This is a genomic window from Streptomyces sp. NPDC053513 (assembly GCF_044544765.1).
GTDB classification, from domain to species: domain Bacteria; phylum Actinomycetota; class Actinomycetes; order Streptomycetales; family Streptomycetaceae; genus Streptomyces; species Streptomyces litmocidini.
This window is the reverse complement of record NZ_JBITXP010000002.1, coordinates 280,787-307,684: the sequence shown is the minus strand read 5'-3', so window position 1 is coordinate 307,684 and position 26,898 is coordinate 280,787. Positions and strand designations below refer to the sequence as shown.

General features: G+C 73.0%; 25 protein-coding genes. 11 read left to right on the top strand and 14 right to left on the bottom strand.

The features are described from left to right. The first annotated feature begins 18 nt into the window (after positions 1-18). From ACIGW4_RS04625 to ACIGW4_RS04615, 3 genes are all read left to right on the top strand, one after another. A complete protein-coding gene (locus ACIGW4_RS04625; protein WP_123453474.1) occupies positions 19-753 on the top strand; it encodes an ABC transporter ATP-binding protein in 735 nt (244 codons plus the stop codon). Further along, a complete protein-coding gene (locus ACIGW4_RS04620) occupies positions 750-3,611 on the top strand; it encodes an FtsX-like permease family protein (RefSeq protein ID WP_399578445.1) in 2,862 nt (953 codons plus the stop codon). The genes ACIGW4_RS04625 and ACIGW4_RS04620 overlap by 4 nt, the downstream gene beginning before the upstream one ends. Positions 3,612-3,708: 97 nt before the next feature. Continuing rightward, complete coding sequence (locus ACIGW4_RS04615) at positions 3,709-4,254, top strand: bacterial proteasome activator family protein (RefSeq protein WP_123453478.1); 546 nt, start codon at positions 3,709-3,711, stop codon at positions 4,252-4,254. A 139-nt stretch (positions 4,255-4,393) separates the two neighbouring features. Here the strand turns inward: ACIGW4_RS04615 and ACIGW4_RS04610 are convergent, their stop codons facing one another. From ACIGW4_RS04610 to pdhA, 7 genes are all read right to left on the bottom strand, one after another. Continuing rightward, positions 4,394-5,380 carry an NAD(P)H-quinone oxidoreductase gene (locus ACIGW4_RS04610; RefSeq protein ID WP_399578443.1) on the bottom strand — a complete coding sequence of 329 codons (987 nt, stop codon included), beginning with the start codon at positions 5,378-5,380 and terminating at the stop codon, positions 4,394-4,396. Between the two features lie 58 nt (positions 5,381-5,438). Further along, positions 5,439-6,500, bottom strand: coding sequence for a TrkA family potassium uptake protein (locus ACIGW4_RS04605; protein ID WP_260174651.1), 1,062 nt, complete (start codon positions 6,498-6,500; stop codon positions 5,439-5,441). 20 nt (positions 6,501-6,520) lie between these two features. Beyond that, positions 6,521-7,828, bottom strand: coding sequence for a molybdopterin molybdotransferase MoeA (locus tag ACIGW4_RS04600; protein ID WP_399578442.1), 1,308 nt, complete (start codon positions 7,826-7,828; stop codon positions 6,521-6,523). Then, complete coding sequence (locus tag ACIGW4_RS04595; RefSeq protein ID WP_399578440.1) at positions 7,825-8,715, bottom strand: NTP transferase domain-containing protein; 891 nt, start codon at positions 8,713-8,715, stop codon at positions 7,825-7,827. The genes ACIGW4_RS04600 and ACIGW4_RS04595 overlap by 4 nt, the downstream gene beginning before the upstream one ends. A gap of 328 nt (positions 8,716-9,043) precedes the next feature. After that, positions 9,044-10,456: a dihydrolipoamide acetyltransferase family protein gene (locus tag ACIGW4_RS04590; protein ID WP_399578438.1), complete on the bottom strand. Its 1,413-nt coding sequence runs from the start codon at positions 10,454-10,456 to the stop codon at positions 9,044-9,046. Next, entirely contained in the window at positions 10,456-11,502 is a 1,047-nt protein-coding gene (locus tag ACIGW4_RS04585) for an alpha-ketoacid dehydrogenase subunit beta (protein WP_359586686.1), read from the bottom strand. The genes ACIGW4_RS04590 and ACIGW4_RS04585 overlap by 1 nt, the downstream gene beginning before the upstream one ends. Further along, the gene (gene pdhA, locus ACIGW4_RS04580) at positions 11,502-12,659 is read right to left on the bottom strand and encodes a pyruvate dehydrogenase (acetyl-transferring) E1 component subunit alpha (protein ID WP_399578679.1); all 1,158 of its coding nucleotides are present in this window, start codon (positions 12,657-12,659) and stop codon (positions 11,502-11,504) included. Before pdhA ends, ACIGW4_RS04585 begins: the two co-directional genes overlap by 1 nt. A gap of 177 nt (positions 12,660-12,836) precedes the next feature. On the opposite strand from pdhA, the gene ACIGW4_RS04575 reads away from it, so the two are divergent. Then, positions 12,837-13,376 carry an Lrp/AsnC family transcriptional regulator gene (locus tag ACIGW4_RS04575; RefSeq protein WP_399578436.1) on the top strand — a complete coding sequence of 180 codons (540 nt, stop codon included), beginning with the start codon at positions 12,837-12,839 and terminating at the stop codon, positions 13,374-13,376. 163 nt (positions 13,377-13,539) lie between these two features. Here the strand turns inward: ACIGW4_RS04575 and ACIGW4_RS04570 are convergent, their stop codons facing one another. Further along, the gene (locus ACIGW4_RS04570) at positions 13,540-14,133 is read right to left on the bottom strand and encodes a TetR/AcrR family transcriptional regulator (protein ID WP_398708038.1); all 594 of its coding nucleotides are present in this window, start codon (positions 14,131-14,133) and stop codon (positions 13,540-13,542) included. Further along, a complete protein-coding gene (locus ACIGW4_RS04565) occupies positions 14,130-15,725 on the bottom strand; it encodes a 3-hydroxyacyl-CoA dehydrogenase (protein ID WP_399578435.1) in 1,596 nt (531 codons plus the stop codon). Before ACIGW4_RS04565 ends, ACIGW4_RS04570 begins: the two co-directional genes overlap by 4 nt. A gap of 124 nt (positions 15,726-15,849) precedes the next feature. Between ACIGW4_RS04565 and paaN the strand changes: the two genes are divergently transcribed. Further along, positions 15,850-17,547, top strand: a complete 1,698-nt coding sequence (gene paaN, locus ACIGW4_RS04560) for a phenylacetic acid degradation protein PaaN (protein WP_359586684.1) — start codon at positions 15,850-15,852, stop codon at positions 17,545-17,547. Between the two features lie 218 nt (positions 17,548-17,765). On the opposite strand, the gene ACIGW4_RS04555 is transcribed toward paaN, so the two are convergent. From ACIGW4_RS04555 to ACIGW4_RS04545, 3 genes are read right to left on the bottom strand one after another with little or no spacing between them, the layout of a single operon-like run. Continuing rightward, the gene (locus ACIGW4_RS04555) at positions 17,766-18,428 is read right to left on the bottom strand and encodes a TrmH family RNA methyltransferase (protein WP_123453497.1); all 663 of its coding nucleotides are present in this window, start codon (positions 18,426-18,428) and stop codon (positions 17,766-17,768) included. Continuing rightward, positions 18,425-19,666, bottom strand: coding sequence for an HTTM domain-containing protein (locus ACIGW4_RS04550; protein WP_399578431.1), 1,242 nt, complete (start codon positions 19,664-19,666; stop codon positions 18,425-18,427). The genes ACIGW4_RS04555 and ACIGW4_RS04550 overlap by 4 nt, the downstream gene beginning before the upstream one ends. Continuing rightward, the gene (locus ACIGW4_RS04545; RefSeq protein ID WP_399578429.1) at positions 19,663-20,556 is read right to left on the bottom strand and encodes a DUF5819 family protein; all 894 of its coding nucleotides are present in this window, start codon (positions 20,554-20,556) and stop codon (positions 19,663-19,665) included. The genes ACIGW4_RS04550 and ACIGW4_RS04545 overlap by 4 nt, the downstream gene beginning before the upstream one ends. 112 nt (positions 20,557-20,668) lie before the next feature. On the opposite strand from ACIGW4_RS04545, the gene paaA reads away from it, so the two are divergent. From paaA to ACIGW4_RS04515, 6 genes are all read left to right on the top strand, one after another. Next, positions 20,669-21,685, top strand: a complete 1,017-nt coding sequence (gene paaA, locus ACIGW4_RS04540; protein WP_398708031.1) for a 1,2-phenylacetyl-CoA epoxidase subunit PaaA — start codon at positions 20,669-20,671, stop codon at positions 21,683-21,685. Then, on the top strand, positions 21,682-21,969 hold the full coding sequence (gene paaB, locus ACIGW4_RS04535) for a 1,2-phenylacetyl-CoA epoxidase subunit PaaB (RefSeq protein ID WP_030692422.1): 288 nt from the start codon (positions 21,682-21,684) through the stop codon (positions 21,967-21,969). The genes paaA and paaB overlap by 4 nt, the downstream gene beginning before the upstream one ends. Next, on the top strand, positions 21,966-22,691 hold the full coding sequence (gene paaC, locus ACIGW4_RS04530) for a 1,2-phenylacetyl-CoA epoxidase subunit PaaC (protein ID WP_399578427.1): 726 nt from the start codon (positions 21,966-21,968) through the stop codon (positions 22,689-22,691). The genes paaB and paaC overlap by 4 nt, the downstream gene beginning before the upstream one ends. After that, the gene (paaD, locus tag ACIGW4_RS04525; protein ID WP_123453505.1) at positions 22,685-23,182 is read left to right on the top strand and encodes a 1,2-phenylacetyl-CoA epoxidase subunit PaaD; all 498 of its coding nucleotides are present in this window, start codon (positions 22,685-22,687) and stop codon (positions 23,180-23,182) included. The genes paaC and paaD overlap by 7 nt, the downstream gene beginning before the upstream one ends. Beyond that, entirely contained in the window at positions 23,183-24,271 is a 1,089-nt protein-coding gene (locus tag ACIGW4_RS04520) for a 2Fe-2S iron-sulfur cluster-binding protein (protein WP_399578426.1), read from the top strand. Between the two features lie 131 nt (positions 24,272-24,402). After that, complete coding sequence (locus ACIGW4_RS04515; protein WP_399578677.1) at positions 24,403-25,536, top strand: acyl-CoA dehydrogenase family protein; 1,134 nt, start codon at positions 24,403-24,405, stop codon at positions 25,534-25,536. Between the two features lie 31 nt (positions 25,537-25,567). Here the strand turns inward: ACIGW4_RS04515 and ACIGW4_RS04510 are convergent, their stop codons facing one another. Together ACIGW4_RS04510 and ACIGW4_RS04505 are read right to left on the bottom strand one after the other, a co-directional pair. Further along, a complete protein-coding gene (locus tag ACIGW4_RS04510) occupies positions 25,568-25,912 on the bottom strand; it encodes a rhodanese-like domain-containing protein (protein WP_399578424.1) in 345 nt (114 codons plus the stop codon). Positions 25,913-25,967: 55 nt separating this feature from the next. Beyond that, the gene (locus ACIGW4_RS04505) at positions 25,968-26,792 is read right to left on the bottom strand and encodes a hypothetical protein (RefSeq protein ID WP_398708431.1); all 825 of its coding nucleotides are present in this window, start codon (positions 26,790-26,792) and stop codon (positions 25,968-25,970) included. Between the last annotated feature and the right edge of the window lie 106 nt (positions 26,793-26,898).

Below are 26,898 nucleotides of genomic sequence, written 5' to 3'. Positions count from 1 at the left end.
CAACGGGGGGACCCCTCCATGTCGACACAGCAGCCCGTGCTGCAACTGCAGAACCTGACCCGCGTCCACGGCGCGGGCGCCACCGAGGTGCACGCCCTGCGCGGCATCGACCTCGCCGTCTATCCCGGCGAACTCGTCGCCGTCATGGGCCCATCGGGCTCGGGCAAGTCCACGCTGCTCACCATCGCCGGCGGCCTGGACACCCCCAGCTCGGGCCGGGTGATCGTCGAGGACACCGACATCACCGCCGCGAGCGTCAAGGAACTCGCGGCCCTGCGCCGCCGCAGCATCGGTTACGTCTTCCAGGACTACAACCTCATCCCGGCCCTGACCGCCGCCGAGAACGTCGCCCTGCCCCGCGAGCTGGACGGGACCTCCGCCCGCAAGGCGCGCGTCGAGGCCGTCGCCGCCCTGGAGGAGATGGGCCTCGGCCACCTCGCCGACCGCTTCCCCGACGAGATGTCCGGCGGCCAGCAGCAGCGCGTCGCCATCGCCCGCGCCCTCGTCGGCGACCGCCGCCTCGTCCTCGCCGACGAACCGACCGGCGCCCTGGACTCCGAGACCGGCGAGTCCGTGCTCGCCCTGCTCCGCTCCCGCTGCGACGCGGGCGCCGCCGGTGTCCTCGTCACCCACGAGCCGCGGTTCGCCGCCTGGGCCGACCGGGTCGTGTTCCTGCGGGACGGCGCCATCGTCGACCAGACCGTGCGCAGCGAGGCCGATTCGCTCCTCTCGGGTCAGGTGGCCGACGCGTGAAGACCTGGTTCCACTCCTGGCGGGCCGCGATCCGCATAGCCCGCCGCGACGCCTGGCGCTCCAAGGGCCGCAGCGCCCTCGTCCTCGCGATGATCGCGCTGCCCATCCTGGGTGTCAGCGCCCTCGATCTGACCTACCGCAGCTCCGAACTGTCGCCCGCCGAACAGCTGGAGCGGACGATCGGCGCGGCCGACGCACGCTTCAGGGACGCCCAGGTCGGCGGCGTCCCGATCTTCCAGGACCCGACCGGCGAGATGTCCACGCCGGCCAAGGACTACGAGGACGGGCCGTGGCCGAGCGGCCCCACCGATGTCGCCAAGACCATCCCCGCCGGGGCCACCGTCCTCACGGACGCCCTCGGTTCGGCGAAGCTGACGACGACCCACGGTCTGCTCGGGGCCGAGGTGCGTGAGCTCAAGGCGTCCGATCCGATCGCCCACGGCATCATGACGCTTCTGGAGGGGCGTTTCCCGGAGAAGAGCGACGAGGTCATGGCGACCTCGCACTTCCTGGAGACGAGCGGTCTGTCGATCGGCTCGACCCTTTCCGCCCGCAATTTCGATCGCCCGTACCGGATCGTCGGCTCCTACGAACTTCCCGACTCGCTCACCACGGATCAGGTGAACGCGCTGCCCGGCGCCTTCCTCGCCCCGTACGCGAAGGCGGTCGAGAAGGCCGGTCTGCCCGCGCCCGACACCTCCGTCACGTACCTGGTGCGCAAGTCCGGTGGTTTCACGTGGAACAGCGTCAAGAAGATCAACGCCAAGGGCGTCTCCGTCGTCTCGCGCGCCGTGGTGCTCGACCCGCCCGCCGCGTCCGAGGTCCCGCTCAACCAGAAGGACGGCTGGGGCGGTGACGGGGCCGGCCCGGGGCCCGGGGCGGCCGAACTCGCCTCCCTCGCCACCGTCGTCGGCCTGGCGATGCTGGAGATCTGCCTCCTCGCCGGGCCCGCCTTCGCGGTCGGCGCCCGACGCTCGCGGCGTCAGCTCGGCCTGGTCGGTGCCAACGGCGGTGCCCGCAGTCACATCCGGGCGATCGTGCTGAGCGGCGGTCTGGTCATCGGCGTCGCGGCCGCCGTCATCGGCATCGTCCTCGCCGTGGTCCTGACGCTGGCGCTGCAGCCGGTCCTGGAGGACACCATGAGCCAGCGCTTCGGGGCCTTCGACGTCCGGCCGCTCGAACTGCTCGGCATCGCCCTGCTCGCGGTCCTGACCGGTCTGCTCGCCGCGATCGTCCCGGCCGTCACCGCCTCCCGGCAGACCGTCCTCGCCTCGCTCACCGGCCGGCGCGGGATCCGCCGCAGCAGCCGCGTGCTGCCCCTGATCGGTCTCACGGCCCTCCTCGTCGGCGGCGCGATCGCCCTCTTCGGCTCGATGTTCTCCGAACAGGTCACCCTCGTGGCGGCCGGCTCCGCCCTCGCCGAGCTCGGTGTCGTCGCCATGACCCCCGCCCTGGTGGGCCTGTTCGGGCGGACCGGTCGCTGGCTTCCGCTCTCCCCGCGCCTCGCGCTGCGGGACGCCGTCCGCAACCGGGGCCGTACGGCGCCCGCCGTCGCCGCCGTCCTCGCCGCCGTCGCCGGCACGGTCGCCGTCACCACGTACATGGCCGGCCGCGAGGCCCAGAACAGGGCCGGCTACGAGGCCACGCTGCCGTACGGCGTCGCCTCCGTCTTCGTCCAGGAGGAGGGCGGCCGGGACGTCCCCGCCGTCCGCGAGGCCGTCCAGCGGAACTTCCCCGTCGACGTCCGCGCCGACGTCGGGCGCATCTCGGTCGGCAAGCCCGGCTGCCCGCCCTGGGGCGGGGAGGGCTGCGGCCGCTACGAGGTCGTCGTCCCCCCGGCGAACGAGTGCCCGCTGTACGCGACCGTCCCGGGCGGCGGCGACGCCTCGGAGAAGTACACGCCCGAGCAGCGGCGGAAGCTGCTCACCGAGGACTGGCGCTGCAAGGACTCCGCCAGCAGCGGCATGTACGTCTCCGACGGCGGTCTGCTCATCGGTGACGCCAAGCTGCTCCAGGTCCTCGGCGTCGACGACCCCGCGACCGTGAAGGCCCTCGCCGACGGCAGGATCGTCGCCTTCAACCGCGCCCTGGTCGGCAAGGACGGCACCGTCGGGATCAAGCAGATCACCGACATCGCCGCCGCCGACAAGGCCTCCGAGGAAGGCCGTCCCGTCCCCGGCGAGGTCAGCTCCCTGCCCGCCTACCTGGTGCCCGGCGACAAGAAGACCTACGGCCTCCAGGCCCTCATGACCCCGGCCACCGCGAAGGCCGCCGGTCTCTCCACGGTTCCGCTGGGCCTGTACGTCAGCACCGACCGGCTCCCGGACTCCGAGCAGCGCCAGAAGCTCGACAGCGACCTCGCCAAGCTCGGCGGCAACGTCGAAGTCCATCTGGAAGAAGGGTTCGTCAACGACTACGGCATCGTCCTGCTCTCGCTGGTCGTCTTCGCGGGCCTGGTCACCATCGGTGCCGCCGGCATCGCCACCGGACTCGCCCAGGCCGACGCCGAGGCCGATCTGAGGACGCTCGCCGCCGTGGGCGCCCCGCCCCGGGTCCGCCGCACGCTCAGCGGCTTCCAGTGCGGAGTCGTCGCCGCGATGGGCGTGATCCTCGGCTCGGCCGCCGGACTGCTGCCCGCCATCGGGCTCCGGCTCACCGAGGAGCGCGAGCAGATCCGCGCCTACGAGCAGAGCTTCGCCGAGGGCTGGAACACCGACCTGACCCCGCCCGACCTGCCGATCGTCATCCCCTGGGAGACGCTGGCCGGCCTGATCGTCGCCGTCCCGCTCGGCGCCGCGCTCCTCGCCGCCCTGGTGACCCGTTCGCGCGGCGCGCTGGCCCGGCGCGCGGTGACCTGACGGGCTTCGTTCCCGACCTGTGCCCCTGTACGAGGGTGGATCACCCCCGTACAGGGGCACACCGTGTGGTGAGGCATGCGTACGAGAGAATGGCGGCATGGAGATGCCGAGGAATGACAGGTCGCAGGAGAGCCCCCAGGTCCTCATCGTGGGACAGGACGGGATGGCGCTCGGCGGCACTCAGGGCGACGACGAACCCCGCGAGGTCCCGGTGACGGAAATGGTCGAGCAGCCTGCGAAGGTCATGCGGATCGGCAGCATGATCAAGCAGCTCCTGGAGGAAGTACGGGCGGCCCCTCTGGACGAGGCGAGCCGGGTCAGGCTCAAGGACATCCACGCCAGCTCCGTGAAGGAGCTGGAGGACGGGCTGGCGCCCGAACTGGTCGAGGAACTGGAGCGGCTCTCCCTGCCGTTCACGGACGAGGCGATCCCCTCCGAGGCGGAGCTGCGCATCGCGCAGGCGCAGCTGGTGGGCTGGCTCGAGGGCCTCTTCCACGGCATCCAGACGGCGCTATTCGCCCAGCAGATGGCGGCCCGCGCGCAGCTGGAGCAGATGCGCCGCGCGCTGCCTCCGGGCGCGTCCCACGACGATGACGACGACCACGGCCACGGGCACGCGGTGCGCTCGGGACCGTACCTGTAGGTCGCGTCCGTACGCGCGGAAGGGCCCGGCACACCCTGTGTGCCGGGCCCTTCCGCATGTGCGCGGATCCCCACCGCGTGCGGCCGGGCCCTTCCTTGCGCGCAGGCCCTTCCACTTGGGTCGGGCCCTTTCGCGCGGGTCAGGCCTGGGGCGTGAGGAGCAACACCTTGCCGACGTGTCGGCCGTCCTCAAGGGCCCGGTGCCCCTCGGCGGCCTCCGTCATCGGCAGCGTCCGGTCGACGACCGGACGGACCGTGCCCGCGCCGATCAGCGGCCAGACGTGCTCCCGTACGGCCGCGACGATCGCCGCCTTCTCCTGCGCCGGACGGGACCGCAGCGTCGTCGCCAGGACGGCCGCACGCTTCGCGAGCAGCGCGCCGAGGTTCAGCTCGCCCTTCACCCCGCCCTGGAGGCCGATGACGACGAGTCGGCCGTTCACGGCCAGCGCCTTCACGTTCCGCTCCAGGTACTTGGCGCCCACGATGTCCAGGATGACGTCCGCGCCCGCGCTGTCCGTCGCCTTCGCCAGCTCCTCGACGAAGTCCTGCTCGCGGTAGTCGATGAGGATGTCCGCGCCCAGCTCGGCGCAGCGCGCCAGCTTCTCGGGGCCTCCGGCGGTGACCGCGACCCGCGCGCCGACCGCCTTCGCCAGCTGGATCGCCATCGTGCCGATCCCGCTCGCACCGCCGTGCACGAGCAGCGTCTCGCCGGGCCGCAGGTGCGCGAGCATGAAGACGTTGGACCAGACCGTGCACGCGACCTCGGGGAGCGCGGCGGCCGTGGTCAGGTCGACGCCCTCCGGGACGGGCAACAGCTGGCCGGCCGGGACCACGACCTTCTCCGCGTAGCCGCCGCCGGCGAGCAGCGCGCACACCTCGTCGCCGACGGCCCAGCCGGACACCCCGGGGCCGAGCGCGGCGACCCGGCCCGCGCACTCCAGGCCGGGGTACGGGGAGCTGCCCGGCGGCGGGTCGTAGAAGCCCTGGCGCTGGAGCAGATCGGCGCGGTTGACCGCGCTGGCCGCCACCTCGACCAGCACCTCGCCCTCGCCGGGTACGGGATCGGGCACCTCGGCCCAGACGAGCGCCTCGGGACCGCCGGGTTCCGGAATCGTGATCGCATACATGGCGGCGAGGCTACTCGTCCGACGGGCCGGTCCTCCGGCGAGTCGGTGCTCCGGCGGGTCAGTCCTCGGGCGGCATGGAGAGCGGGGTCACCGGCGCGGCACGCACGATGGTGATCACCCGGTCGGTGAGCTGGAGCGGGCTGGCCGCGGGGTCGTCGTAGCCGAGGAGCCGGTGGCCGCGGAGCACGCTCACCACCAGGTCGCCGGTCTCCCGCACGCTCTTGCCGACCTCGCTCTTGGTCACCGGCCGTTCCACGAGGTCGAGGCCCGAGCCCTGCTGGATGAGGTCCTCCATGACCGTGCCGGCGCTGGGGCTCAGCACGGACAGTCCGAGCAGGCGCCCGGCGGCGCTGGCGCTGGTGATGACCGCGTCCGCGCCGGACTGGCGGAGCAGCGGCGCGTTCTCCTCCTCGCGGACCGCCGCGACGATCTTCGCGCCGCGGTTGAGCTGGCGTGCCGTGAGGGTGACCAGGACCGCCGTGTCGTCGCGCTGGGTGGCGATGACGATCTGCCGGGCCCGCTGCACCTCGGCGCGGAGCAGCACGTCACTGCGGGTCGCGTCGCCGATGACGCCGACGAAGCCGTCCGCGTTCGCCGTCTCGATCACCTTCGTGGAGGGGTCGACGATGACGATCTGGTCCTTGCGGAGCCCGGTCGCGCAGAGCGTCTGGATCGCGGACCGCCCCTTCGTCCCGAAACCGACGATGACGGTGTGGTCGCGCAAGGTGGACCTCCAGCGGTTCAGCCGGAACTCCTCCCGGGTCCGTTCGGTGAGGACCTCGAGGGTGGTGCCGACCAGGATGATCAGGAAGAGCACGCGCAGGGGCGTGACAAGGAGGATGTTGGCGAGCCGCGCCGAGTCGCTGTACGGCACGATGTCGCCGTAGCCGGTGGTGGAGAGCGTCACGGTCGCGTAGTAGACGCTGTCGAGGAAGTCGAGCCTCTCGTCGGCGTTGTCGTGGTAGCCGTCGCGGTCGACGTAGACGATGAGCACCGTCACGATCAGCACGCCGAGCGCCATGAGCAGCCGTTTGCCGACCTGGCGCAGCGGCCTCTCGACGACCCTGCGGGGCAGCTGGATCCGCGGACCCGAGACCCGTTCGTCCGCGTGGCGAGCCATCACGTCGCGACTGGGAAGTTTCACGTGAAACACGCTCCTTGGGCCGGTACGGCGCCCGACGTCGGCGGCCAGGGAAGGTCGAGGACGTCCAGCTCCTGGCCGGACCGGGCGCCGCCGGGCGGGACGACGGCCATGCCGTCCGCGACGGCGATGCCCCGGAGCATGGCGGGCCCGTTGTAGCGCAGCGGAACGAGCCGCTCGGCCCGGCGGACGACCGGGACGAGCCGGGTGTCGTGGGGGTGCCCGTGCACCTCCTCCAGGAGGGGGGCACGGCCCCCGGTGGGAGAGGCGCCATCCAGGGCGGCGAGGAGCGGCTCGGCGAGCGTGAGGAGCCCGGAGACGGCGGCGAGCGGGTTGCCGGGCAGGCCGACGAGGTGGCGACCGCCGCCCAGGGCCGCGAGGAGCATCGGGTGGCCGGGGCGGACCTTCACCCCGTCGACCAGGAGGGTGGCGCCCGCCTTGTCGAGGACGCGGTGGAGGTGGTCGACGGGTCCGGCGGCGGTGCCCCCGGTGGTGACGACCAGGTCGGCGGCGGAGCCCGTCACGGCCGCGTACAGCTCCTCGGCGTCGTCGCCGATCCGCCGGGTGGCGAGCACCTCCGCGCCGAGCGCCACGAGCCAGGGACCGAGCATCGGGCCGAGGGCGTCGCGGATGAGCCCCTCGTGGGGGAGACCGGCCGTGAGCAGCTCGTCGCCGAGGACGAGGACCTCCACCCGGGGGCGCGGCGGCACGGGGAGCTCGTCGTAACCGGCGGCCGCGGCGAGGCCCAGCACGGCGGGGGTCACGGCCGTGCCGACGGGCAACAGCTCGTCGCCGGACCGGCACTCCTGGCCCCGGGGCCTGATGTCCTGCCCGGAGACCACGTCACGCAGGGCGTGCAGCAGAAGCCCCGGCCCGGTGAGGGCTCCGGTCCGTTCCGTACGGGAGTGCTCGGCACGGATGACGGCGGTGGTCCCGGGCGGAACGGGGGCGCCGGTGGCGATCCGTACGGTCTCGCCCTCGGTCAGGGCGGCGGCGGGCGCGTGACCCGCGAGGACGGGGGTCTCCGCGCGGACGGTCCAGGGGCCCGGGCCCGCGACGGCCCAGCCGTCCATGGCGGAGGTGTCGAAGGAGGGCAGGTCGGTGAGGGCGAGGAGCGGCTCGGCCAGGACCTGGCCGAGGGCCTGCCCGAGCGGGAGACGGCGCGGCTCCCGCTCGGCCCGCGCGGTGCTCCCGGCGCGGGCGGCGACGGCCCTGGCCTCGGGCCAGGCGGTGGCCCGGTGCGGCGTCCCGGCCTGCGCGCCGGTGGCGGGACCGGGGGCCGCGGGGAGGGGCTCCTTCGGAGTCATCCGGCCTCGTCCTGCTCGGCACCCTGTTCGGGCTCTTGCTCGGGCTCTTGTTCGGCGGCCCAGCGCTGCGCGAGCGCCGCGGCCTTGCGGGCCGCCTCGGCGACGGCCTCCGGTCCTCCCCCGGTGCCCGCACGGGCGGCCGCGTAGCCGACCAGGAAGGTGGTCAGGGGAGCGGCGGGGCGGGCCACGCCGTGGGCGGCGTCACGGGCGAGGTCGAGCAGCACGCCGGTGTCGACGTCCAGTTCGATCCCCAGTTCGTTCTTGACTGCGGTGATCCATTCATCCAGCACGGTCCCATGCTCCCTGATGCGGGCCCGGGCCGTGGCGATGTCCTCCCAGGTGTCGCAGTCGAAGGAGGCGAGGGGGCCCGCGGCGACCCGGGTGAGGTGCAGTCCCCCGGTGAGGAGACGCAGGGGACCGCCTTCGAGGGTGCCTCTTCGGTCGGTGATGAGAGCCAGTTCACGCAGGAGCGGGGCGCGGCGGTACGCGGCGACGAGCGGCTGGTCCCGGCCGTCGGCGTCGGCGAGGAGCGCAGCCTCGGCCCCGGGGGTCGCGTCGAGCGCGTCGAGGAGGCGGCGGACAGCGGTCCCGTCCAGGAAGGGCAGGTCGGCGGAGAGGACGAGGAGGACGTCGGCGCGGGTCTCCCGGACGCCGGCGCCGAGCGCGGCCAGCGGGCCGCCGCCGGGCGGGTCCTCCCTGGTCCAGCGGACGGGGCGGGCGGTCGGGCGGGGAGACGCGACGACCACGGTCCGGCCGGCGTCGGGACAGGCCGCGAGCACCCGGTCGAGGAGGGTCCGGCCCCCGACGCGTACCCCTGGCTTGTCGGAGCCGCCGAGGCGCCGGGCGGCACCCCCGGCGAGCACGACGGCGTCGTATGCGGTGGTCACCCCAGCAGTATGGGCCGCCCGGTCCCACCGTCGACGGGCCCGTCTCCCTTGCTGAGACGGGCCCGCGCGAACGACCACCCGGCCGACGGGCCGTGACCGGCCACCGACACGGCCCGTCGGCCGGTCCGCACCGGGCGGACCACATCGGGCGACCCACGTCGACCGGTCCGCAGTGACCGGTCCGCACCGGGCAACCCGCGTCGGCCGGTCCGCACCGGGCAGCCCGCGTCGGCCGGTCCGCACCGAGCGGTTTGCATCGGCCGGTCCGCACCGAGCGGTCCGCGTCGGCCGGCCGTACCGGGTGGGGGTCCGGTACGGCCGTCCCTCGTCAGACCGTGCGGAGCAGGACGGCGGGCTGCTCGACGCAGTCCGCCACGTACCGCAGGAAGCCGCCCGCCGTGCCGCCGTCGCAGACACGGTGGTCGAAGGTGAGCGAGAGCTGCACCACCTGACGGACCGCCAGTTCGCCCTGGTGGACCCAGGGCTTGGGGATGATCCGGCCGACGCCGAGCATGGCGGCCTCGGGGTGGTTGATGATCGGCGTGGAGCCGTCGACCCCGAACACCCCGTAGTTGTTCAGGGTGAACGTGCCGCCGGTCAGATCGGCCGGGGTGATCGCGCCCTGCCGTGCCGCCTCCGTCAGCCGGGCGAACTCCTCCGTCAGCGACTCGGCCGTCCTGCTCCCCGCGTCCTTGACCACGGGGACGACCAGCCCGCGCGGGGTCTGCGCGGCGAAGCCGAGGTGCACGGACGGCAGCCGGACGATCTCCCGGGCGGCCGTGTCCACCGTGGAGTTGAGCTCGGGGAAACGGGCCAGCGCGTGGACGCAGATGCGCGCGAGGAGCGCGAGCAGCGAGATCTTCGGCCCGCCGGCCGCGTTCATCGCCGCCCGTGCCGCCATCAGCTCGGTGGCGTCGGCGTCGACCCAGCAGGTCGCGTCGGGGATCTCCGTACGGCTGCGGGACAGCTTGTCCGCCACCGCACCGCGGACCCCGCGCAGCGGAACGCGCTCGCCGGCCGTCGCGACGGGGGCCGCGGCGGTGCTCGGGGCGGGCGCCGGTGCGACGGCCGGCTGCTCCAGGGCCGCGAGGGCCAGCTCCACGTCGGCCCGCAGGATCAGCCCCTCGGGCCCGGATCCGCGCACCTCCCGCAGATCGAGGCCCCGGTCGCGGGCCAGCTTCCGCACGAGCGGCGAGATGACGGGCACCGGGCCCGCGTGCCCGCCGGCCGCCGGAGCGGCGACCGGTGCGGCAGGAGCGGCTGGTGCGGCAGGAGCGGCCGCAGGAGCTTGGGCGGTGGCAGGAGCCTGCGCGGCCGGCGCGGCCGCCGGGTTCGTGTGCCGCACCCGGCGACGGCGGGCGGCGGGCCCGGCCGTGCCGTAGCCGACGAGCACGTTGCCCGAGTACTCCGAGGAGACGGCCGACTCGGCGTCGGCCCGGCCCCCCGTGGGGGCGGCTCCGGGAGCGGCCTCCGCGAGCTCCTCCGGAGCGCCCGTGCCGCCGACGGCGACCGTCAGGAGTGGTGCGCCGACGGGCAGTTCGGTGCCCTCCTCGCCGTACCGGGCGGTGACGACACCGCCGTACGGGCAGGGCACCTCGACCATGGCCTTGGCCGTCTCGACCTCGACGACCGGCTGGTCGATGGCGACGACGTCGCCGACGGCGACCAGCCAGCGCACGATCTCGGCCTCGGTGAGGCCCTCGCCGAGGTCGGGCAGCTTGAACTCAAGGACCTGTGCCATCAGCTGCCCGCCTCCCACTGCAGTCGCGCCACCGCGTCCAGGACCCGGTCCACGCCCGGCAGATGGTGCCGCTCCAGCATCGGCGGCGGGTACGGGATGTCGAAGCCCGCGACCCGCAGCACCGGCGCCTCCAGGTGGTGGAAGCAGCGCTCGGTCACGCGCGCGGCGATCTCCGCGCCGGGGCCGCCGAAGCCGGTCGACTCGTGGACGACGACCGCGCGGCCGGTGCGCCGCACCGAGGCGCAGACGGTCTCGTCGTCGAACGGCACGAGCGAGCGCAGGTCGACGACCTCCAGGTCCCAGCCCTCGGCCTGGGCGGCCTCCGCCGCCTCCATGCAGACCGGCAGCGAGGGACCGTAGGTGATCAGGGTGGCGCCGGTGCCCCGGCGCCGCACGACGGCCTTGCCGATCGGCTCCACGGGCGCGGGCGCCTCGGGGGACCAGTCGGACTTGGACCAGTAGAGCCGCTTGGGCTCCAGGAAGACCACCGGGTCGTCGGAGGCGATGGCCGCGCGCAGCAGCCCGTAGGCGTCCTCGACGGTCGCCGGGGTGACGACGTGCAGTCCCGGTGTGGCCGTGTAGTAGGCCTCGGAGGAGTCGCTGTGGTGCTCGACGCCGCCGATCCCGCCGCCGTACGGGACGCGGATGACGATCGGCATCGGCATCGTGCCCCGGGTGCGGTTCCGCATCTTCGCCACGTGGGAGAGCAGCTGCTCGAACGCCGGGTAGGCGAACGCGTCGAACTGCATCTCCACGACCGGCCGCAGGCCGTACATGGCCATGCCGACGGCCGCGCCGAGGATGCCCGCCTCGGCCAGCGGGGTGTCCGTGCACCGGTCCTCGCCGAACTCCTTGGCGAGCCCGTCGGTGACCCGGAAGACGCCGCCGAGGGTGCCGACGTCCTCGCCCATCACGTGGACGGTCGGGTCCTCGGCCATCGCGTCGCGCATGGCGCGCTGGAGCGCCTGCGCCATCGTGGCGGGCTTCGGCTTCGCGGCGTTCCCGCCGGCCTTGGCCGCGGCGGGGCCGGTCGTCGCGGTCGTCATCACGCCTCACCCTCGGCTTCGAGTTCGGCGCGCAGCTGCGCCGCCTGCTCGCGCAGCTGTGTCGTCTGCTCCGCGTAGACGTGGGAGAAGAGCTCCATCGGGTCGAGCACCGGGTCGGCGTTCATCCGTTCGCGCAGCTCCGCCGCCATCGTCTCGGCGGCCTCGGCCGCCGCGCGCCTGCCGTCCTCGTCGAGCAGGCCACGCTCCGTCAGTTCCCGTTCGAGGATGAGGATCGGGTCGTGCGCCCGCCAGGCCTCGACCTCGTCGGCCGTGCGGTAGCGGGTCGCGTCGTCGGCGTTGGTGTGGGCGTCGATCCGGTAGGTGACCGCCTCGACGAGGGTGGGGCCGCCGCCGCGCCGCGCGCGGGCCACGGCCTCGGTGAGCACCTGGTGGACGGCGACCGCATCGTTCCCGTCGACGAGCCGGCCCGGCATGCCGTACCCGACGGCCTTGTGGGCGAGGGAGGGGGCCGCGGTCTGCTTGGCGAGCGGCACGGAGATCGCGAAGCCGTTGTTCTGCACGAGGAAGACCACGGGGGCCTGCCAGACGGCGGCGAAGTTCAGCGCCTCGTGGAAGTCGCCCTCGCTGGTGCCGCCGTCGCCGACCATGGCCAGGGCCACGACGTCGTCGCCCTTGAGGCGGGCGGCGTGGGCGAGGCCCACGGCGTGCGGGAGCTGGGTGGCGAGGGGCGTGCAGAGCGGCGCGATGCGGTGCTCGTGCGGGTCGTACCCGGTGTGCCAGTCGCCGCGCAGCAGGGTGAGGGCCTGGACGGGGTCGAGGCCCCGGGCGACGGCCGCGAGGGTGTCGCGGTACGAGGGGAAGAGCCAGTCCCGCTCTTCCAGGGCGAGGGCGGCGGCGATCTCGCACGCCTCCTGGCCGGTGGTGGACGGGTACACGGCGAGCCGGCCCTGCTTGGTGAGGGCGGTGGCCTGGGTGTTGTACCGGCGGCCGCGGATCAGCTCCGCGTAGAGCCGGAGCATCAGCGCGGGGTCGGCGTCGGCCACGGCGTCCGTGCCGAGCACACGCAGCGGCTCGGCCTCCGGCAGCAGCGGGGCGGGGTCGGTACGCGGCTGCCACGTCGGCGGGGTGTGCCGGTCAGCGGGGACGGCACCGGGCGGCTCTTGGACTGTCGAACTGCGCTGTTGCAACGAGTCCACCTCCTCATGGGAGCGGGCATAAGACCCGAAGGCGGGTGGCGCGAGTGTGGCGCGCCTCACCTACCGATTGTTCGGTCGTGGAGGCATTTTGGCTACAGGCACCTCCAGCCTGTGGACAAACGGTTCTCCACAGCCTGGGATAAGGGCAGGTAGTCCACCGGAGAGAGGCGGGGGCACATGGCGGATGAACAAATGGCCGAGGACTGGGACCGGGTCGTCGCACCGGCGCCGGCACCGGTGATCCCAGGAGCCCCGGCACGCCCGCTGGACGCCGTCGACCGCGACATCCTGCGCATCCTGCAGACGGACGGCCGCGCCTCGGTCCGCTCCGTGGCCGAGCGGGTGCACGTCTCCCGGGCCAACGCGTACGCGCGGATCAACCGGCTCATCGACGACGGGGTGATCCGCGGCTTCAGCGCCCGCGTCAACCACGAACGGGCGGGGCACGGAGCCTCCGCCTACATCACGCTCAAGATCGTCCAGAACTCCTGGCGGACCGTGCGCGAACAGCTCCAGGCCCTGCCGGGAGCCGCGCACATCGCCCTGGTCAGCGGCGATTTCGACGTCCTGCTGCTCGTCCACACCCCCGACAACCGGACCCTGCGCGAGCTGGTGCTCACCAAGCTCCAGTCGATCCCCGAGGTGCTCTCCACCCGGACCCTGCTGGTCTTCGAGGAGACGGACCTGGACCCGGACCACCGGGACCCGGGGCGCTGAGACCGACCGCCGGAACCTCGATAGCCCGTACGAGGGGTCAGCGAGCCCGTACGAAGAGCCAGGGGCCCGTACGACGGCTCCAGCGGGCCCGTACGAAGAGGTCAGGGCCCGTACGATGGCTCCAGCCGGGCCCGTACGACGAGGCCAGGGCCCGTAAGACGCCTCAGCGCGCCGTCCGCAGCCCGTCGAAGGCCAGGTGGGCGACCGTCTCGGCGAGCTGCTCCCCCTCCGCCGTCGCACCCGGATGCGGCCGGTACCACTCCACCAGCGAGTTGATCATGCCGAAGAGGAGCCGGGTCGCGAGCCGGATGTCCACGTCGGCCCGCAGGTCGCCCTCGGCGGCCGCGGCCTTCAGCAGATCGGCCACCTTGTGGTCGAACTCGCGGCGCCGCTCCATCGCCCACCGCTCGGTGGCGGTGTTGCCCCGCACCCGCAGCAGCAGCGTCACGTACGGCAGCTCCGCTATCAGCACCTCGACGGTGCGGCGCGTGACGTACTCGACCCGCTCGACAGCCCTGCCGCGCCCGGCCCCCGGCTCGTCGAGCACCGCGAAGAGCCCGTCGAGCGCCCGGCTGACCGCCCGCCGCAGCAGCTCCTCCTTGCCGGAGACGTGGTGGTAGATCGAGGACTTCGAGATCCCCGCCGCCTTGGACAGGTGCTCCATCGACGTGCCGTCGTAGCCGCGCTCGTTGAAGACCTGGACGGCGACCGAGAGCAGCGTCTCGGGGGTGTAGGTGTCGCGCTTGGCCGTGGTCATCGGGAGTCCTCCTCATCGGCCTCGGCACACCGACGGGCGACGGCCTGGCTCGGCCCGTACCGGCCCGTCGGATAGCGCTCGTGCAGCGCCCTGAGCAGGTCGCAGACCCGCCGGGGCCCCAGCTTCTCGGCCCACTCCAGGGGGCCGGCCGGATAGTTGACCCCGAGCCGCATCGCCGTGTCCACGTCCTCGGCGGTCGCGACCCCCCGGTCGACCGCGTCGGCGGCGAGGTCGGCCAGCATGGCGACCGTACGGGCCACGATCATGCCGGGCACGTCGCCGATCACGGAGACCTGCTTGCCCAGCGCCTGGAAGAGGCCGACGGCCTCGGCGAGGGTCTCGGGCGCGGTGCGCCGCCCCGTGGACAGGACCATCCGGCTCGCGCGCGCGTAGTCGAGGGCGAGGTCGAAGTAGACGATCTCCTCGGGGAAGAACTCGAAGGAGCTCTCGCCGTCCGCGAGCATCAGCAGGCCGCCGCCCGGCAGCACGATGTTCCCGTCGCCCTTCTTGCGCCGGACGGCGATCCCGGCCTCCTCGAAGAGGGCCACCAGCGGCTCGGCGGGGCCCAGGTCGCCCTCGACGACGATCCGCTTCGGCGCCTCGGCCGGCGCCTCCGTCCGCGGCTCGGGCCGCTCCGCGCCCTCCGCGTACGAGAACCAGCCGTGCCCCGACTTGCGGCCGAGGCGTCCCGACTCGACGAGCCGGCGCTGCGCGAGCGAGGGGGTGAACTTGGGGTCCTGGTAGAAGGACTCCCACACGGACCGGGTGACGGCCTCGTTCACGTCCTGGCCGATGAGGTCGGTCAGCTCGAAGGGCCCCATGCGGAAGCCTCCGCACTCGCGCAGGGCCGCGTCGATGGTGGCGGGGTCGGCCGCGCCCTCCTCGAAGACCCGGAGCGCCTCGGCGTAGAAGGGGCGGGCGACCCGATTCACGATGAAGCCGGGGGTGTCCGCGCAGCGCACCGGCGTCTTGCCCCAGCCCTTGACCGTCTCGTACGCGCGCGTGGCGACGTCCGGATCGGTGGCGAAGCCGCTGACGACCTCGACGAGGGGGAGCAGCGGGGCCGGGTTGAAGAAGTGCAGTCCGACGAACCGGCCGGGCAGCCGCAGTCCTCCGGCGATGGCGGTGACGGAGAGGGAGGAGGTGTTCGTGGCGAGGACGGCGTCGTCGCCGACGATCTTCTCCAGGTCGGCGAAGAGCCGCTGCTTGACCGCCAGGTCCTCGACGATCGCCTCGATCACCAGCGCGGCGTCCGCGAGCTCGGCGGGATCCTCGGCGGCGTGCAGCCGGCCGACGGCGGCCTCCCTCGCGGCGGCGACGAGGCGGCCCTTCTCCACGAGCCGGTCCAGGCGGGCGGTGAGGGCGGCGACGGCCTCGGCGGCCCGGCCGGGAGCGCTGTCGTAGAGGCGCACGGGGTGGCCTGCGACCAGCGCGACCTGGGCGATGCCCTGGCCCATGGTGCCGGTGCCGACGACGGCGACGGTGCGGTCGGGTCCGACGGCGGCGGCGTCCTGCCCCTCGGCGGCGGTCTCACGGGCGGTCACGTCGTCGCTCCCCCTGACGGTCACGTTGGTGCTCACGTCGGCACTCATAGGAGTGATCCTCCCCGATCGGTTTTCCACAGGATCGACGGACCCCCTTGTCCCGACCGATCGTTCGGTTACTCTAACTCCGTACGCGTCTCCCTGCCCAGCTCGACGAGGAGTTGGTCCATCGATGGCCACCGCTCAGCTGACCACCGACCGTCTGGCCGAGAAGCACCGGTCCACACTCGACCAGGCGCTCGCCACCATCCGCACCCGCGCCTACTGGTCGCCGTACCCCGAGCACCCGAAGGCGTACGGCGCGGACGGCTCGCTCGACGCCGCGGCGGGCCTCGCCGCCCACCAGTCCGTGCTGAACACCCGCTTCGACCTCGACCAGCCGGGGACGGACGGCTGGACCGGCGGCGAGATCTCGCCGTACGGCCCGGCGCTCGGCATCGAGTACCCGCACGCCGACCTCGACGTGCTGCTCCCCGCCATGCGCGCGGGCATGGGCGCCTGGCGGGACGCCGGCGCCGAGACCCGCGCCCTGGTCTGCCTGGAGATCCTCGCCCGGATCTCCGCCCGGACCCACGAGTTCGCCCACGCCGTCATGCACACCAGCGGCCAGGCGTTCATGATGGCGTTCCAGGCCGGCGGCCCGCACGCCCAGGACCGCGGCCTGGAGGCCGTGGCGTACGCGTACGAGGAGCAGACCCGCACGCCCGCCGGGCGGGCCGGCTGGTCCAAGCCGCAGGGCAAGCGCGACCCCCTGGAGCTGAGCAAGGAGTTCACCCCCGTCGGCCGCGGCATCGCGCTGGTCATCGGCTGCAACACCTTCCCCACGTGGAACGGCTACCCGGGCCTGTTCGCCTCCCTCGCCACCGGCAACCCGGTCGTGGTCAAGCCGCACCCGCGCGCCGTCCTGCCGCTCGCGCTGACGGTGAAGGTCGCCCGTGAGGTGCTCGCGGAGGCCGGCTTCGACCCGAACCTGGTCGCGCTCGCCGTCGAGCGTCCCGGCGAGGGCATCGCCAAGACCCTGGCCGTCCGCCCCGAGATCCGCATCATCGACTACACCGGCTCCACCGCCTTCGGCGACTGGCTGGAGGCCAACGCCCGACAGGCCCAGGTCTACACCGAGAAGGCCGGCGTCAACACGGTCGTGGTCGACTCCACCGACGACTACAAGGGGATGCTGGCCAACCTGGCCTTCTCGCTCTCCCTGTACAGCGGCCAGATGTGCACCACACCGCAGAACCTGCTGATCCCCCGCGACGGCATCACCACCGACCAGGGCCCGAAGTCGTACGACGAGGTCGTCGCCGACCTCGCGGCGGCGGTCGGCGGCCTGCTCGGCGACGACGCCCGGGCGAACGGTCTGCTGGGCGCCCTGGTCAACCCGGACGTGAAGGCGCGCCTGGAGGCCGCCGCCGAGCTCGGCGAGGTCGCGCTCGCCTCCCGCGAGGTGGTCAACCCGGAGTACCCGGACGCCGTGGTCCGGACTCCGGTCATCGTGAAGCTGGACGGCTCCAAGCCGGACGCCCAGGCCGCGTACTTCTCGGAGTGCTTCGGCCCGGTCTCCTTCGCCGTCTCGGTGGACTCCACCGCCGACGCCCTGGAGCTGCTGCGCCGCACGGTCCGTGAGAAGGGCGCGATGACGGTCGGCGCCTACACGACCTCGGCGGACACCGAGCGCGCGGTGGAGGAGGTCTGCCTGGAGGAGTCGGCCCAGCTCTCGCTGAACCTCACGGGCGGGGTGTACGTGAACCAGACGGCCGCGTTCTCCGACTTCCACGGCTCCGGCGGCAACCCGGCGGCGAACGCCGCGCTGTGCGACGGCGCCTTCGTCTCCAACCGCTTCCGGGTGGTGGAGGTCCGCCGCCAGGCCTGATCCACGGTCTCGTGGAGGCCCTCCGGGGCCTCCACGAGCACTCTTCCGCGAGAGCCAGGCCGTCTCTTCCGGATCTTGCCGGTCAAGCCCGCGTCGTCCGGTGCCGCGCACCGCAAGGCGGAGGAATGCCCGATCACTGGACGTCCTTGGCCTTTCCGACAACGCGGCGAGGTGCGGTGCCGGGCGGCGCGGACGAGGCGAGATCCGGAAGAGACTGCCTAGGGGGCGTCGATCTCCGCGTACCGCTGCACCCACGCGTGCATGGCGATCGCGGCGGCCGCGCCCGCGTTGATCGACCGGGTCGAGCCGAACTGGGCTATCGAGCAGACCATCTCCACATGGGCGCGGGCCTCCTCGGTGAGTCCCGGGCCCTCCTGCCCGAAGAGCAGCACGCAGCGGCGGGGGAGCACGGTCCGCTCCAGCGGAACGGCCCCCGGCAGGTTGTCGATCCCGATGACGGGGATGCCCTCGGCCGCCGCCCACGAGGTCAGCGACGCGGTGTCCGGGTGGTGCCGGACGTGCTGGTAGCGGTCGGTGACCATGGCGCCCCGCCGGTTCCAGCGGCGGCGGCCCACGATGTGGACCTCCTTCGCCAGGAAGGCGTTCGCGGTCCGCACGACCGAACCGATGTTGAAGTCGTGGCCCCAGTTCTCCACCGCCACGTGGAAGTCGTGGCGCCGGGTGTCCAGGTCGGCGACGACCGCCTCGCGCGTCCAGTACCGGTAGCGGTCCACGACGTTGCGCCGGTCGCCGCCGGCGAGCAGTTCGGGGTCGTACCGCTCGTCCTGCGGCCACGGCTCCGGGTGCGGCCCGACGCCGATCTCGGGGCCGAACCCCTCGTCGTACTGGACCGGCTCGGGCTGTTCTTCCGTGGTGCTCACCCGACGAGGGTACGGGGGCCGTGCTCCTCGGCCGTACGGCGCTGCTCGGGCAGCGCCCCGGCGGGGGTCCGCCTCAGCAGCCGGTCCCTGCCCACCGCCACCCGGGCGCCCAGCCACACCAGGAACGCCGTCGGCAGGAACACGGCGTCGGCGGAGATCATCGCGAGCGAGAAGACCGGCAGCCCGAGGAGCACCGCGATCCCGGCGTGCTCCATCATCATCACGGCCAGGAGGACGTTCTTGACCTTGCGGTTGAAGAGCGTGAAGGGGAAGGCGACCTGGACGATGACCGTGCCGTAGGACAGCAGCATCACCATGACCCCGCTGGCGCCGAGCAGCTGGGAGAGGGCCGGCCAGGGCGAGAAGTAGTCCAGGTGGAGCGGGTAGTACAGCGCGGTCCCCTCCTGCCAGCGCGAGCCCTGGATCTTGTACCAGCCGGCCGTGGCGTAGATCAGACAGACCTCGACCATGATCACGACGAGGACGGCGTTGTGCGCGAGGTTCGCGAGGACGTCGAGCAGGGTGCGGGGCTCCCCGGGGGCGATCCGGCAGACCAGCCACCACAGCCCGTTGCCCAGCCACAGCACCCACAGCAGCACCGGCACCCACCACTCACCGGAGACGTCGCTGAACCAGGTGGCGGCGAGGAGGAAGCCGCCGAGCACCACCCACAGCAGCGGCCCGACGACATCACGGCGCGCGGGCTCCCCGGCCCGGGCCGCGCGGTCCTCACGGGCCGCCCGCCGGGCGTCCAGGGACCACACCCGGCCGCAGCGGGTGAAGACGAGGTAGATCGAGACGATGTGCAGGACGTTGTCGCCGCCGTCGCCCACGAAGACGGAGCGGTTCAGCAGCGAGAGCACCCCGACCATGAAGACCACGGACACGGCCCGGGTGCGCCAGCCGACGAGGAGCAGCGCGGCCGAGACCACCGCGAGCCCGTAGACGACCTCGAACCAGATCCGGCCGTCCGACCACAGGAGCACCGTGAAGGCCCGGTTGTCGGCGACCAGCCGCTGCGCCAGCTCCCAGGACCAGGGGCTGTCGGGCCCGTACAGCTGGTGTCGGTGGGGCAGCTCGCGCAGCAGGAAGAGCAGCCAGGTCAGCGAGAAGCCGATCCGGATGATCGCGCTCTGATACGGAGCGAGGGGACGGCCCGTGACGGCCTGCACCCCGCGGGCGAGCCGGCGGTCGAAGGGTTCACGGGCACGCGCGGGCGTGGCGGTGGAAGTGCTCATCGGCCCGCCTCCGTGCGGCTCGTGACGGCGCCGACGGACCGGTCGGCCTCGGTGATCGTCCACCACGGGAGGTCGCGGTAGGAGGGGGTGGTCCGTGTCCTCTCGGTGCTCCACCGGGCGGCGGGGACGGTCCGGGAGACGGTGCGGAGCTGGATGCGCCGCACGTCGGGGCCGAGGGTCCGCCCGTCGGGCCCTTCGAGGGCTTCGAGCCTGAACATCGCGATCCGGCGGATGTACTGCTCCGAGAAGCTGCCGCGCGAGCCGTTGGAGCGGTTGTCGTCGTCGTGCGTGTTGAGGTAGAAGTCCACGGCCCTGCGCAGCTGGTTCTGCTGCGCGTGGCTGGGCATGGGGTTGTGGCGGATCGCCTCGATGTCCTGGGCGGTGAGGTCGATCCAGCCGGTGGTGCGGCGGCCTCCGTCGGCGTCGGCGAGCTCGGCCCGGACCTCGACGGAGATGTTCGCCTGGAGCGGGTTGGGCGCGAAGAGCTTCCAGTTCTGCTCGAACTCGGGGTAGATCCAGTCGCTGACGGCCTCGCCGTGCCGCTTGGTCAGCGTGTTGGACGGCGCCACGTGCAGGAACACCATCGCCAGGTGGACGCAGGCGAACACCCCGACGACAGCGAGCGCCACGGCGGCGACGACCTGGTACGGCAGCGAGAGGGCCATGATCCCGGCACCGGCCCCCTCGGTCCCGGAAGGAGCGCCGGTGGTCCCGGAAGGAGTACCGGGGGCGTCCGGGGCCTCGGAGGGCGCGTCGGGCCGGTCCGGGGACTCGGAGGGGGTCGTCGGGGATTTCTCGAGGTGATCTCGTCCGTGCGCCGGCGGGTCCTCGGGGGGTCTGCGCCCGTCGTCGCTCATCTCGACCGCGTCCTTTTCGACGTACGCGTCCATCCCGCCCCGATCCCGATCGGCCCGCCTCGGTTATCCACAGGGTTGACACCATACGGGCCGTCGACCCACCATTGAAGTCATTCAACCGAACGATCGGTCGGTAGGGGGTCTGATGACCGCAGTGACGGCAGGGACGGCAGGGACCACGGGCGTGCCCGGCGCGTCGGACACGGCCGCGGCGGCCGAGCAGGCCGCCTACGAGGCCGTGTTCGACGCCGCCGTCGCCGCCGACGAGCGGATCGAGCCGCGCGACTGGATGCCCGAGGCCTACCGCGCCTCCCTCGTCCGGCAGATCGCGCAGCACGCCCACTCCGAGATCATCGGCATGCAGCCCGAGGCGAACTGGATCACCCGCGCGCCCTCGCTGCGACGCAAGGCGATCCTCATGGCCAAGGTGCAGGACGAGGCCGGCCACGGCCTGTACCTGTACAGCGCGGCGGAGACCCTCGGCACCAGCCGCGACGAGCTCCTCGACAAGCTCCACTCCGGCCGCCAGAAGTACTCCTCGATCTTCAACTACCCCACGCTGACCTGGGCCGACGTCGGCGCGATCGGCTGGCTCGTGGACGGCGCCGCGATCACCAACCAGGTGCCCCTCTGCCGTTGCTCCTACGGCCCCTACGCCCGCGCGATGGTCCGGGTCTGCAAGGAGGAGTCCTTCCACCAGCGCCAGGGGTACGAGGCACTGCTCGCCCTCTCCCGCGGCACCGAGGCCCAGCACGCGATGGCCCAGGACGCCGTGAACCGCTGGTGGTGGCCCTCCCTGATGATGTTCGGCCCCCCGGACGACGAGTCGACCCACACCGCCCAGGCGATGGCCTGGAAGATCAAGCGCCACTCAAACGACGAACTGCGCCAGCGCTTCGTCGACATCGCCGTGCCCCAGGCCGAGGCCCTCGGCCTCACTCTCCCCGACCCCGACATCCGGTGGAACGAGGAGCGCGGGCACTACGACTTCGGCCCGATCGACTGGGACGAGTTCTGGGACGTCCTCAAGGGCAACGGCCCCTGCAACGACCAGCGGCTGAGCAAGCGACGCCAGGCCCACGAGGACGGCGCCTGGGTCAGAGAAGCGGCGGCGGCCTACGCGGACAAGCACACCGGAAAGCACGGGGAGGCACAGGCATGACGACCGACGGTTGGCCGCTGTGGGAGGTGTTCGTCCGCTCCCGCCGCGGACTGTCCCACACCCACGCGGGCAGTCTCCACGCACCCGACGCGGAGATGGCCCTGCGCAACGCCCGCGACCTCTACACCCGCCGGTCCGAAGGCGTGTCGATCTGGGTCGTCCCCTCCACGGCCATCACCGCCTCCTCGCCCGACGAGAAGGACCCCTTCTTCGAGCCGGCCGCGGACAAGCCCTACCGCCACCCGACCTTCTACGAGATCCCGGAAGGGGTGAAGCACCTGTGACCACCGAGACCACCGTTTCGACGGCCGCGGCGCTCGCCCTCGGCGACGACGCCCTCGTCCTCTCCCACCGCCTGGGGGAGTGGGCCGGCTCCGCCCCCGTCCTGGAGGAGGAGGTCGCCCTGGCCAACATCGCCCTCGACCTCCTCGGCCAGGCCCGGGTCCTGCTCTCCCTCGTCGGCGACGAGGACGAACTCGCCTACCTCCGCGAGGAGCGCTCCTTCCGGAACAGCCAGCTCGTCGAGCAGCCCAACGGCGACTTCGCCCACACCATCACCCGGCAGCTCTACTTCTCCACCTACCAGCACCTCCTGTACGGACAGCTGGCCTCCGGCGACGGCCCCTTCGCCGGCCTCGCGGCCAAGGCCGTCAAGGAGGTCGCCTACCACCGGGACCACGCCGAGCACTGGACCCTGCGCCTCGGCGACGGCACCCCCGAGAGCCACCAGCGGATGCAGCGCGCCTGCGACGCCCTCTGGCGGTACACCGGCGAGCTGTTCCAGCCCGTCGACGGCCTCGACCTGGACCTCCCGGCCCTGGAGACCGCCTGGCTGGACTCGGTAACCGACGTCCTCGGCCGGGCCACGCTCACCGTGCCCTCCGGGCCGCGCACCGGCGCCTGGAGCGCGGGCGCCGGCCGGCAGGGCCTCCACACCGAGTCCTTCGGCCGGATGCTCGCCGAGATGCAGCACCTGCACCGCAGCCACCCGGGGGCGACATGGTGACCATGACGGCCCTGGAAGAGGAACTGAGCCGCGTCGCCGGCTCCGTCCCCGACCCGGAGCTGCCCGTCCTCACCCTGGAGGAACTCGGCGTCATGCGGGGCGTGCAGGTCCTCGGCCCCGGCCGGGTCGAGGTCTCCCTCACCCCCACCTACACGGGCTGCCCCGCCATCGAGGCCATGGCCTCCGACATCGAGCAGGCCCTCCACGAGCACGGCGTGCCGGACGTCACCGTCGTCACGGTCCTCGCCCCGGCCTGGTCCACCGACGACATCAGCGAGGAAGGACGGCGCAAGCTCACCGAGTTCGGCATCGCCCCGCCCCGCCCCCAGGGACCCGCGGGCGGCCCCGTGCCCCTCACCCTGGCGATCCGCTGCCCGCACTGCGGATCCACCGACACCGAGCTCCTGAGCCGCTTCTCCTCCACCGCGTGCAAGGCACTGCGCCGCTGCACCGCCTGCCGCGAACCGTTCGACCACTTCAAGGAGCTGTAGATGGTGTCCTCAGCCGCCGGACGGGCCGGGTTCCATCCGCTCCGGGTGAGCGAGGTCGACCGCCTCACGGACGACTCCGTGGCCGTCACCTTCGCGGTCCCGCCCGAGCTCCACGAGGCGTACCGGCACCTTCCCGGACAGCACCTCGCCCTGCGCCGCACCGGCGAGCAGGGCGAGGAGATCCGGCGCACGTACTCGATCTGCGCCCCCGCCTCCCCGCCCGGCGAACCCCCCGTCCTGCGCGTCGGCATCCGGCTCGTCGACGGCGGCTCGTTCTCGACGTACGCGCTCAAGGAACTGGCAGTCGGCGACCTCGTCGAGGTCATGGAGCCGATGGGCCGCTTCTCGCTCACCCCGCGCCCCGGCCACTTCGCCGCCGTCGTCGGCGGCAGCGGCATCACCCCGGTCCTCTCGATGGCGGCCACCCTGCTCGCCCGCGAGCCGGAAGCCCGGTTCTGCCTGATCCGCAGCGACCGCACCGCCGCGTCCACGATGTTCCTCGACGAGGTCGCCGACCTCAAGGACCGCTACCCGGACCGCTTCCAGCTCGTCACCGTGCTCTCCCGGGAAGAACAGCAGGCAGGCCTGCCCTCCGGTCGCCTCGACCGCGAGCGGCTCACCGAACTCCTGCCCGCGATGCTGCCCGTCGACACGATCGACGGCTGGTTCCTCTGCGGCCCCTTCGGACTCGTCCAGGGCGCCGAGCAGGCACTGCGCGGCCTGGGTGTCGACCGCGGCCGGATCCACCAGGAGATCTTCCACGTCGACGACGGCTCCGCGCCCGCGCCCGCCCCCGCGGCGGACGCCCCGGCGCACGCCACCCTGACGGCCACCCTGCACGGCCGGTCCGGCACCTGGCCGGTGGAGCGCGGCGAAACGCTCCTCGACACCGTGCTCCGCGCCCGCGCGGACGCCCCGTACGCCTGCAAGGGCGGGGTGTGCGGCACCTGCCGCGCCTTCGTCGTCGGCGGAGAGGTGCGGATGGACCGCAACTTCGCCCTGGAGCCGGAGGAGACCGAAGCCGGATACGTCCTGGCCTGCCAGTCCCACCCGGCCACCCCGGACGTGGAGTTGGACTTCGACCGCTGACGGGTCCCGAGCCCCGGCTGAAGGGCGGCGCCACCGAAACACGGACGGCGCCGCCATTCCCTTCCCCTAGAACCTGTTCTATCTTGACGAACCGTCAGATGGGCAGGGGCAGGCAACGGGAGGGCAGCACCGTGGACTTCACCTTCACCGAAGAACAGCAGGCAGCCGTCGAAGCCGCCAAGGCGGTCTTCTCGGACGTCGCACCCGACGCGGTACCCAGCCCCGCCCTCACCCCGGGCGCCGTGGCCGAAGACCTCGACCGGCCGCTCTGGGCACGCCTCGCCGCCGCCGACCTCCTCGGCCTCACCCTCGCCCCCGAACACGGCGGCGCCGGCCTCGACCCCATCGCCCTCTGCCTCGTCCTGCGCGAATCCGCCCGCGTCCTCGCCCGCGTCCCGCTCCTGGAGACCAGCGCCGTCGCCCTCACCGTCGAGCGGTACGCCCACCCCCGCACGGCCGCCGCACTGCTTCCCCGCGTCACCCGCGGCGAACTCGTCCTCACCGCCGCCGCCCAGGGACGCACCGGCCACGAACCCGCCACCCACGCCGTCACCGCGCACCGCGACGCAACCGGCTGGACCCTCGACGGCCTCCAGACCGCAGTCCCCTGGGCCCATCGCGCCGACATCATCGCCGTACCCGCACACACCACCGAGGGCGGCACCGTCCTCGCCCTGCTGCCCCGCACCCACGACGGACTCGGCCTCACCGACCAGTACTCCACCAACGGCGAACTCCTCGCCGAACTCCGCCTCGACGCCGTGCACCTCGACGACACGGACGTCATCACCACCGACGGAGCCTGCGCACGACTGCGCGACATCCTCACCACCGGCACCTGCGCCCTCGCCCTCGGCCTGGGAGAGACCGTCCTCGCCATGACGAGCCAGTACACCGGAAAACGCGAACAGTTCGGCCACCCCGTGGCCACCTTCCAGGCCGTCGCCGTCCAGACCGCCGACCGCTACATCGACCTGCGCGCCATGGAAGCCACCCTCTGGCAGGCCGCCTGGCGCCTCACCGGCGACACCGGCGGGCCGCTACCCGCGGCAGGGGACATCGCCGTCGCGAAGATCTGGGCCTCCGAAGGGGTACGCCGCGTGCTGCAGACCGCCCAGCACCTCCACGGCGGCTTCGGCGCCGACACCGACTACCCGCTCCACCGCTACCACGCCTGGGCCAAGCACCTCGAACTGTCCCTCGGCCCCGCGGCCGCCCACGAGGAGGCCCTCGGCGACCTGCTGGCCGCCCACCCCCTCGACTGACGCCCCCGGGAAGCCGCAGAGGAACCAGGGATCAGAGGACGAAGGCCGGGTTCCCGCTCTCCGCCACCATCGGCCGCCCGGCACCGTCCCAGGCGAGCATCCCGCCGTCCACGTTCACCGCGTCGAAGCCCTGCTGCACCAGATACTGCGTGACCTGCGCCGAACGACCCCCGACCCGGCACATCACATAGGCGCGCCCCCGCTCGGCCACGGCCTCCGTCACCTCGCCGAAGCGGGCCACGAAGTCACTCATCGGCACGTGCAGCGCACCCTCGACATGACCGGCCACCCACTCGTCGTTCTCCCTGACGTCCAGCACCAGGGCATCGGCCGGCACGGAAGCCGCGTCCACGGAGGGCAGCGGGGAGAAATTCATGGGAAAGGCCTTCTCTCGTCAGTACCGCCCGAAGGACTCGGGCGCACAGAAAAAACTACTGCACCAGCCCGGCCAGCTCGTTCTCCCGCTCGGAGACCTGCGCGAGCAGCTGCTCGGCGATCTCCTCCAGGAGCCGGTCCGGGTCGTCCGGCGCCATCCGCAGCATCGCGCCGATCGCGCTCTCCTCCAGCTCGCGCGCCACCGCCGACAGCATGTCCTTGCGCTCGGCCAGCCACTCCAGGCGCGCGTACAGCTCCTCGCTCTCGCTGAGCCGCTCCTCGGCCGGCACCGGCCCGGCCTCCCACTCCGCGGAGAGCTCACGCAGCAACGCCTCGTCGCCCCGGGCGTAGGCGGCGTTCACACGCGTGATGAACTCCTCGCGCCGCTTCCGCTCGTCCTCCTCACGCGCCAGATCGGGATGGGCCTTGCGGGCCAGCTCGCGGTAGAGCCTGCGGGCCTCCTCACCGGGACGGACCCGCTTCGGCGGCTGCACCGGCCGGTCGGTGAGCATCGCGGCGGCCTCGGGGGAGAGGCCGTCGGTGTCGATCCAGTCGTTGAAGAGCTCGTCCACACCGGGCATCGGCAGCACCGCGGCCCGCGCCTCCTGCGCCCGCCGCAGATCCTCGGGGTCCCCGGTGCGCGCCGCCCGCGCCTCGGCGATCAGCGCGTCGAGCTCGTCGAGCCGCGCGTACATCGGCCCGAGCTTCTGGTGGTGCAGCCGCGAGAAGTTCTCCACCTCGACCCGGAAGGTCTCGACGGCGATCTCGAACTCGATCAACGCCTGCTCGGCCACCCGCACGGCCTGCTCCAACCGAGCCTCAGGCCGCTCCTCCCCCACCTGCGGGCCCACGGTCTGCGGGCTCACGGCCTCCGGGTCCACGGCCTCCCGCACATCGGCCTGCGGGCCTGCGGCATCCGAAGCCACGGCCTCCTGCACACCGACCGACGGATCCACAGACGCCCGGTTCCCGGACCGATCGGCCTCG

Excerpts from the sequence above, each read along its gene's own strand:
- ACIGW4_RS04605 (WP_260174651.1), bottom strand. The coding sequence starts at position 6,500 with ATGGCTCGCCACGCGGACGAACGGGTCTCGGGTCCGCGGATCCAGCTG.
- paaA (WP_398708031.1), top strand. The coding sequence starts at position 20,669 with ATGACCGCAGTGACGGCAGGGACGGCAGGGACCACGGGCGTGCCCGGC.
- ACIGW4_RS04615 (WP_123453478.1), top strand. The coding sequence starts at position 3,709 with ATGGAGATGCCGAGGAATGACAGGTCGCAGGAGAGCCCCCAGGTCCTC.
- paaN (WP_359586684.1), top strand. The coding sequence starts at position 15,850 with ATGGCCACCGCTCAGCTGACCACCGACCGTCTGGCCGAGAAGCACCGG.
- paaB (WP_030692422.1), top strand. The coding sequence starts at position 21,682 with ATGACGACCGACGGTTGGCCGCTGTGGGAGGTGTTCGTCCGCTCCCGC.
- ACIGW4_RS04510 (WP_399578424.1), bottom strand. The coding sequence starts at position 25,912 with ATGAATTTCTCCCCGCTGCCCTCCGTGGACGCGGCTTCCGTGCCGGCC.
- paaD (WP_123453505.1), top strand. The coding sequence starts at position 22,685 with ATGGTGACCATGACGGCCCTGGAAGAGGAACTGAGCCGCGTCGCCGGC.
- ACIGW4_RS04575 (WP_399578436.1), top strand. The coding sequence starts at position 12,837 with ATGGCGGATGAACAAATGGCCGAGGACTGGGACCGGGTCGTCGCACCG.
- ACIGW4_RS04625 (WP_123453474.1), top strand. The coding sequence starts at position 19 with ATGTCGACACAGCAGCCCGTGCTGCAACTGCAGAACCTGACCCGCGTC.
- ACIGW4_RS04610 (WP_399578443.1), bottom strand. The coding sequence starts at position 5,380 with ATGTATGCGATCACGATTCCGGAACCCGGCGGTCCCGAGGCGCTCGTC.
- ACIGW4_RS04565 (WP_399578435.1), bottom strand. The coding sequence starts at position 15,725 with ATGAGTGCCGACGTGAGCACCAACGTGACCGTCAGGGGGAGCGACGAC.
- ACIGW4_RS04600 (WP_399578442.1), bottom strand. The coding sequence starts at position 7,828 with ATGACTCCGAAGGAGCCCCTCCCCGCGGCCCCCGGTCCCGCCACCGGC.
- ACIGW4_RS04590 (WP_399578438.1), bottom strand. The coding sequence starts at position 10,456 with ATGGCACAGGTCCTTGAGTTCAAGCTGCCCGACCTCGGCGAGGGCCTC.
- ACIGW4_RS04545 (WP_399578429.1), bottom strand. The coding sequence starts at position 20,556 with ATGGACGCGTACGTCGAAAAGGACGCGGTCGAGATGAGCGACGACGGG.
- ACIGW4_RS04520 (WP_399578426.1), top strand. The coding sequence starts at position 23,183 with ATGGTGTCCTCAGCCGCCGGACGGGCCGGGTTCCATCCGCTCCGGGTG.
- ACIGW4_RS04550 (WP_399578431.1), bottom strand. The coding sequence starts at position 19,666 with ATGAGCACTTCCACCGCCACGCCCGCGCGTGCCCGTGAACCCTTCGAC.
- ACIGW4_RS04585 (WP_359586686.1), bottom strand. The coding sequence starts at position 11,502 with ATGACGACCGCGACGACCGGCCCCGCCGCGGCCAAGGCCGGCGGGAAC.
- ACIGW4_RS04570 (WP_398708038.1), bottom strand. The coding sequence starts at position 14,133 with ATGACCACGGCCAAGCGCGACACCTACACCCCCGAGACGCTGCTCTCG.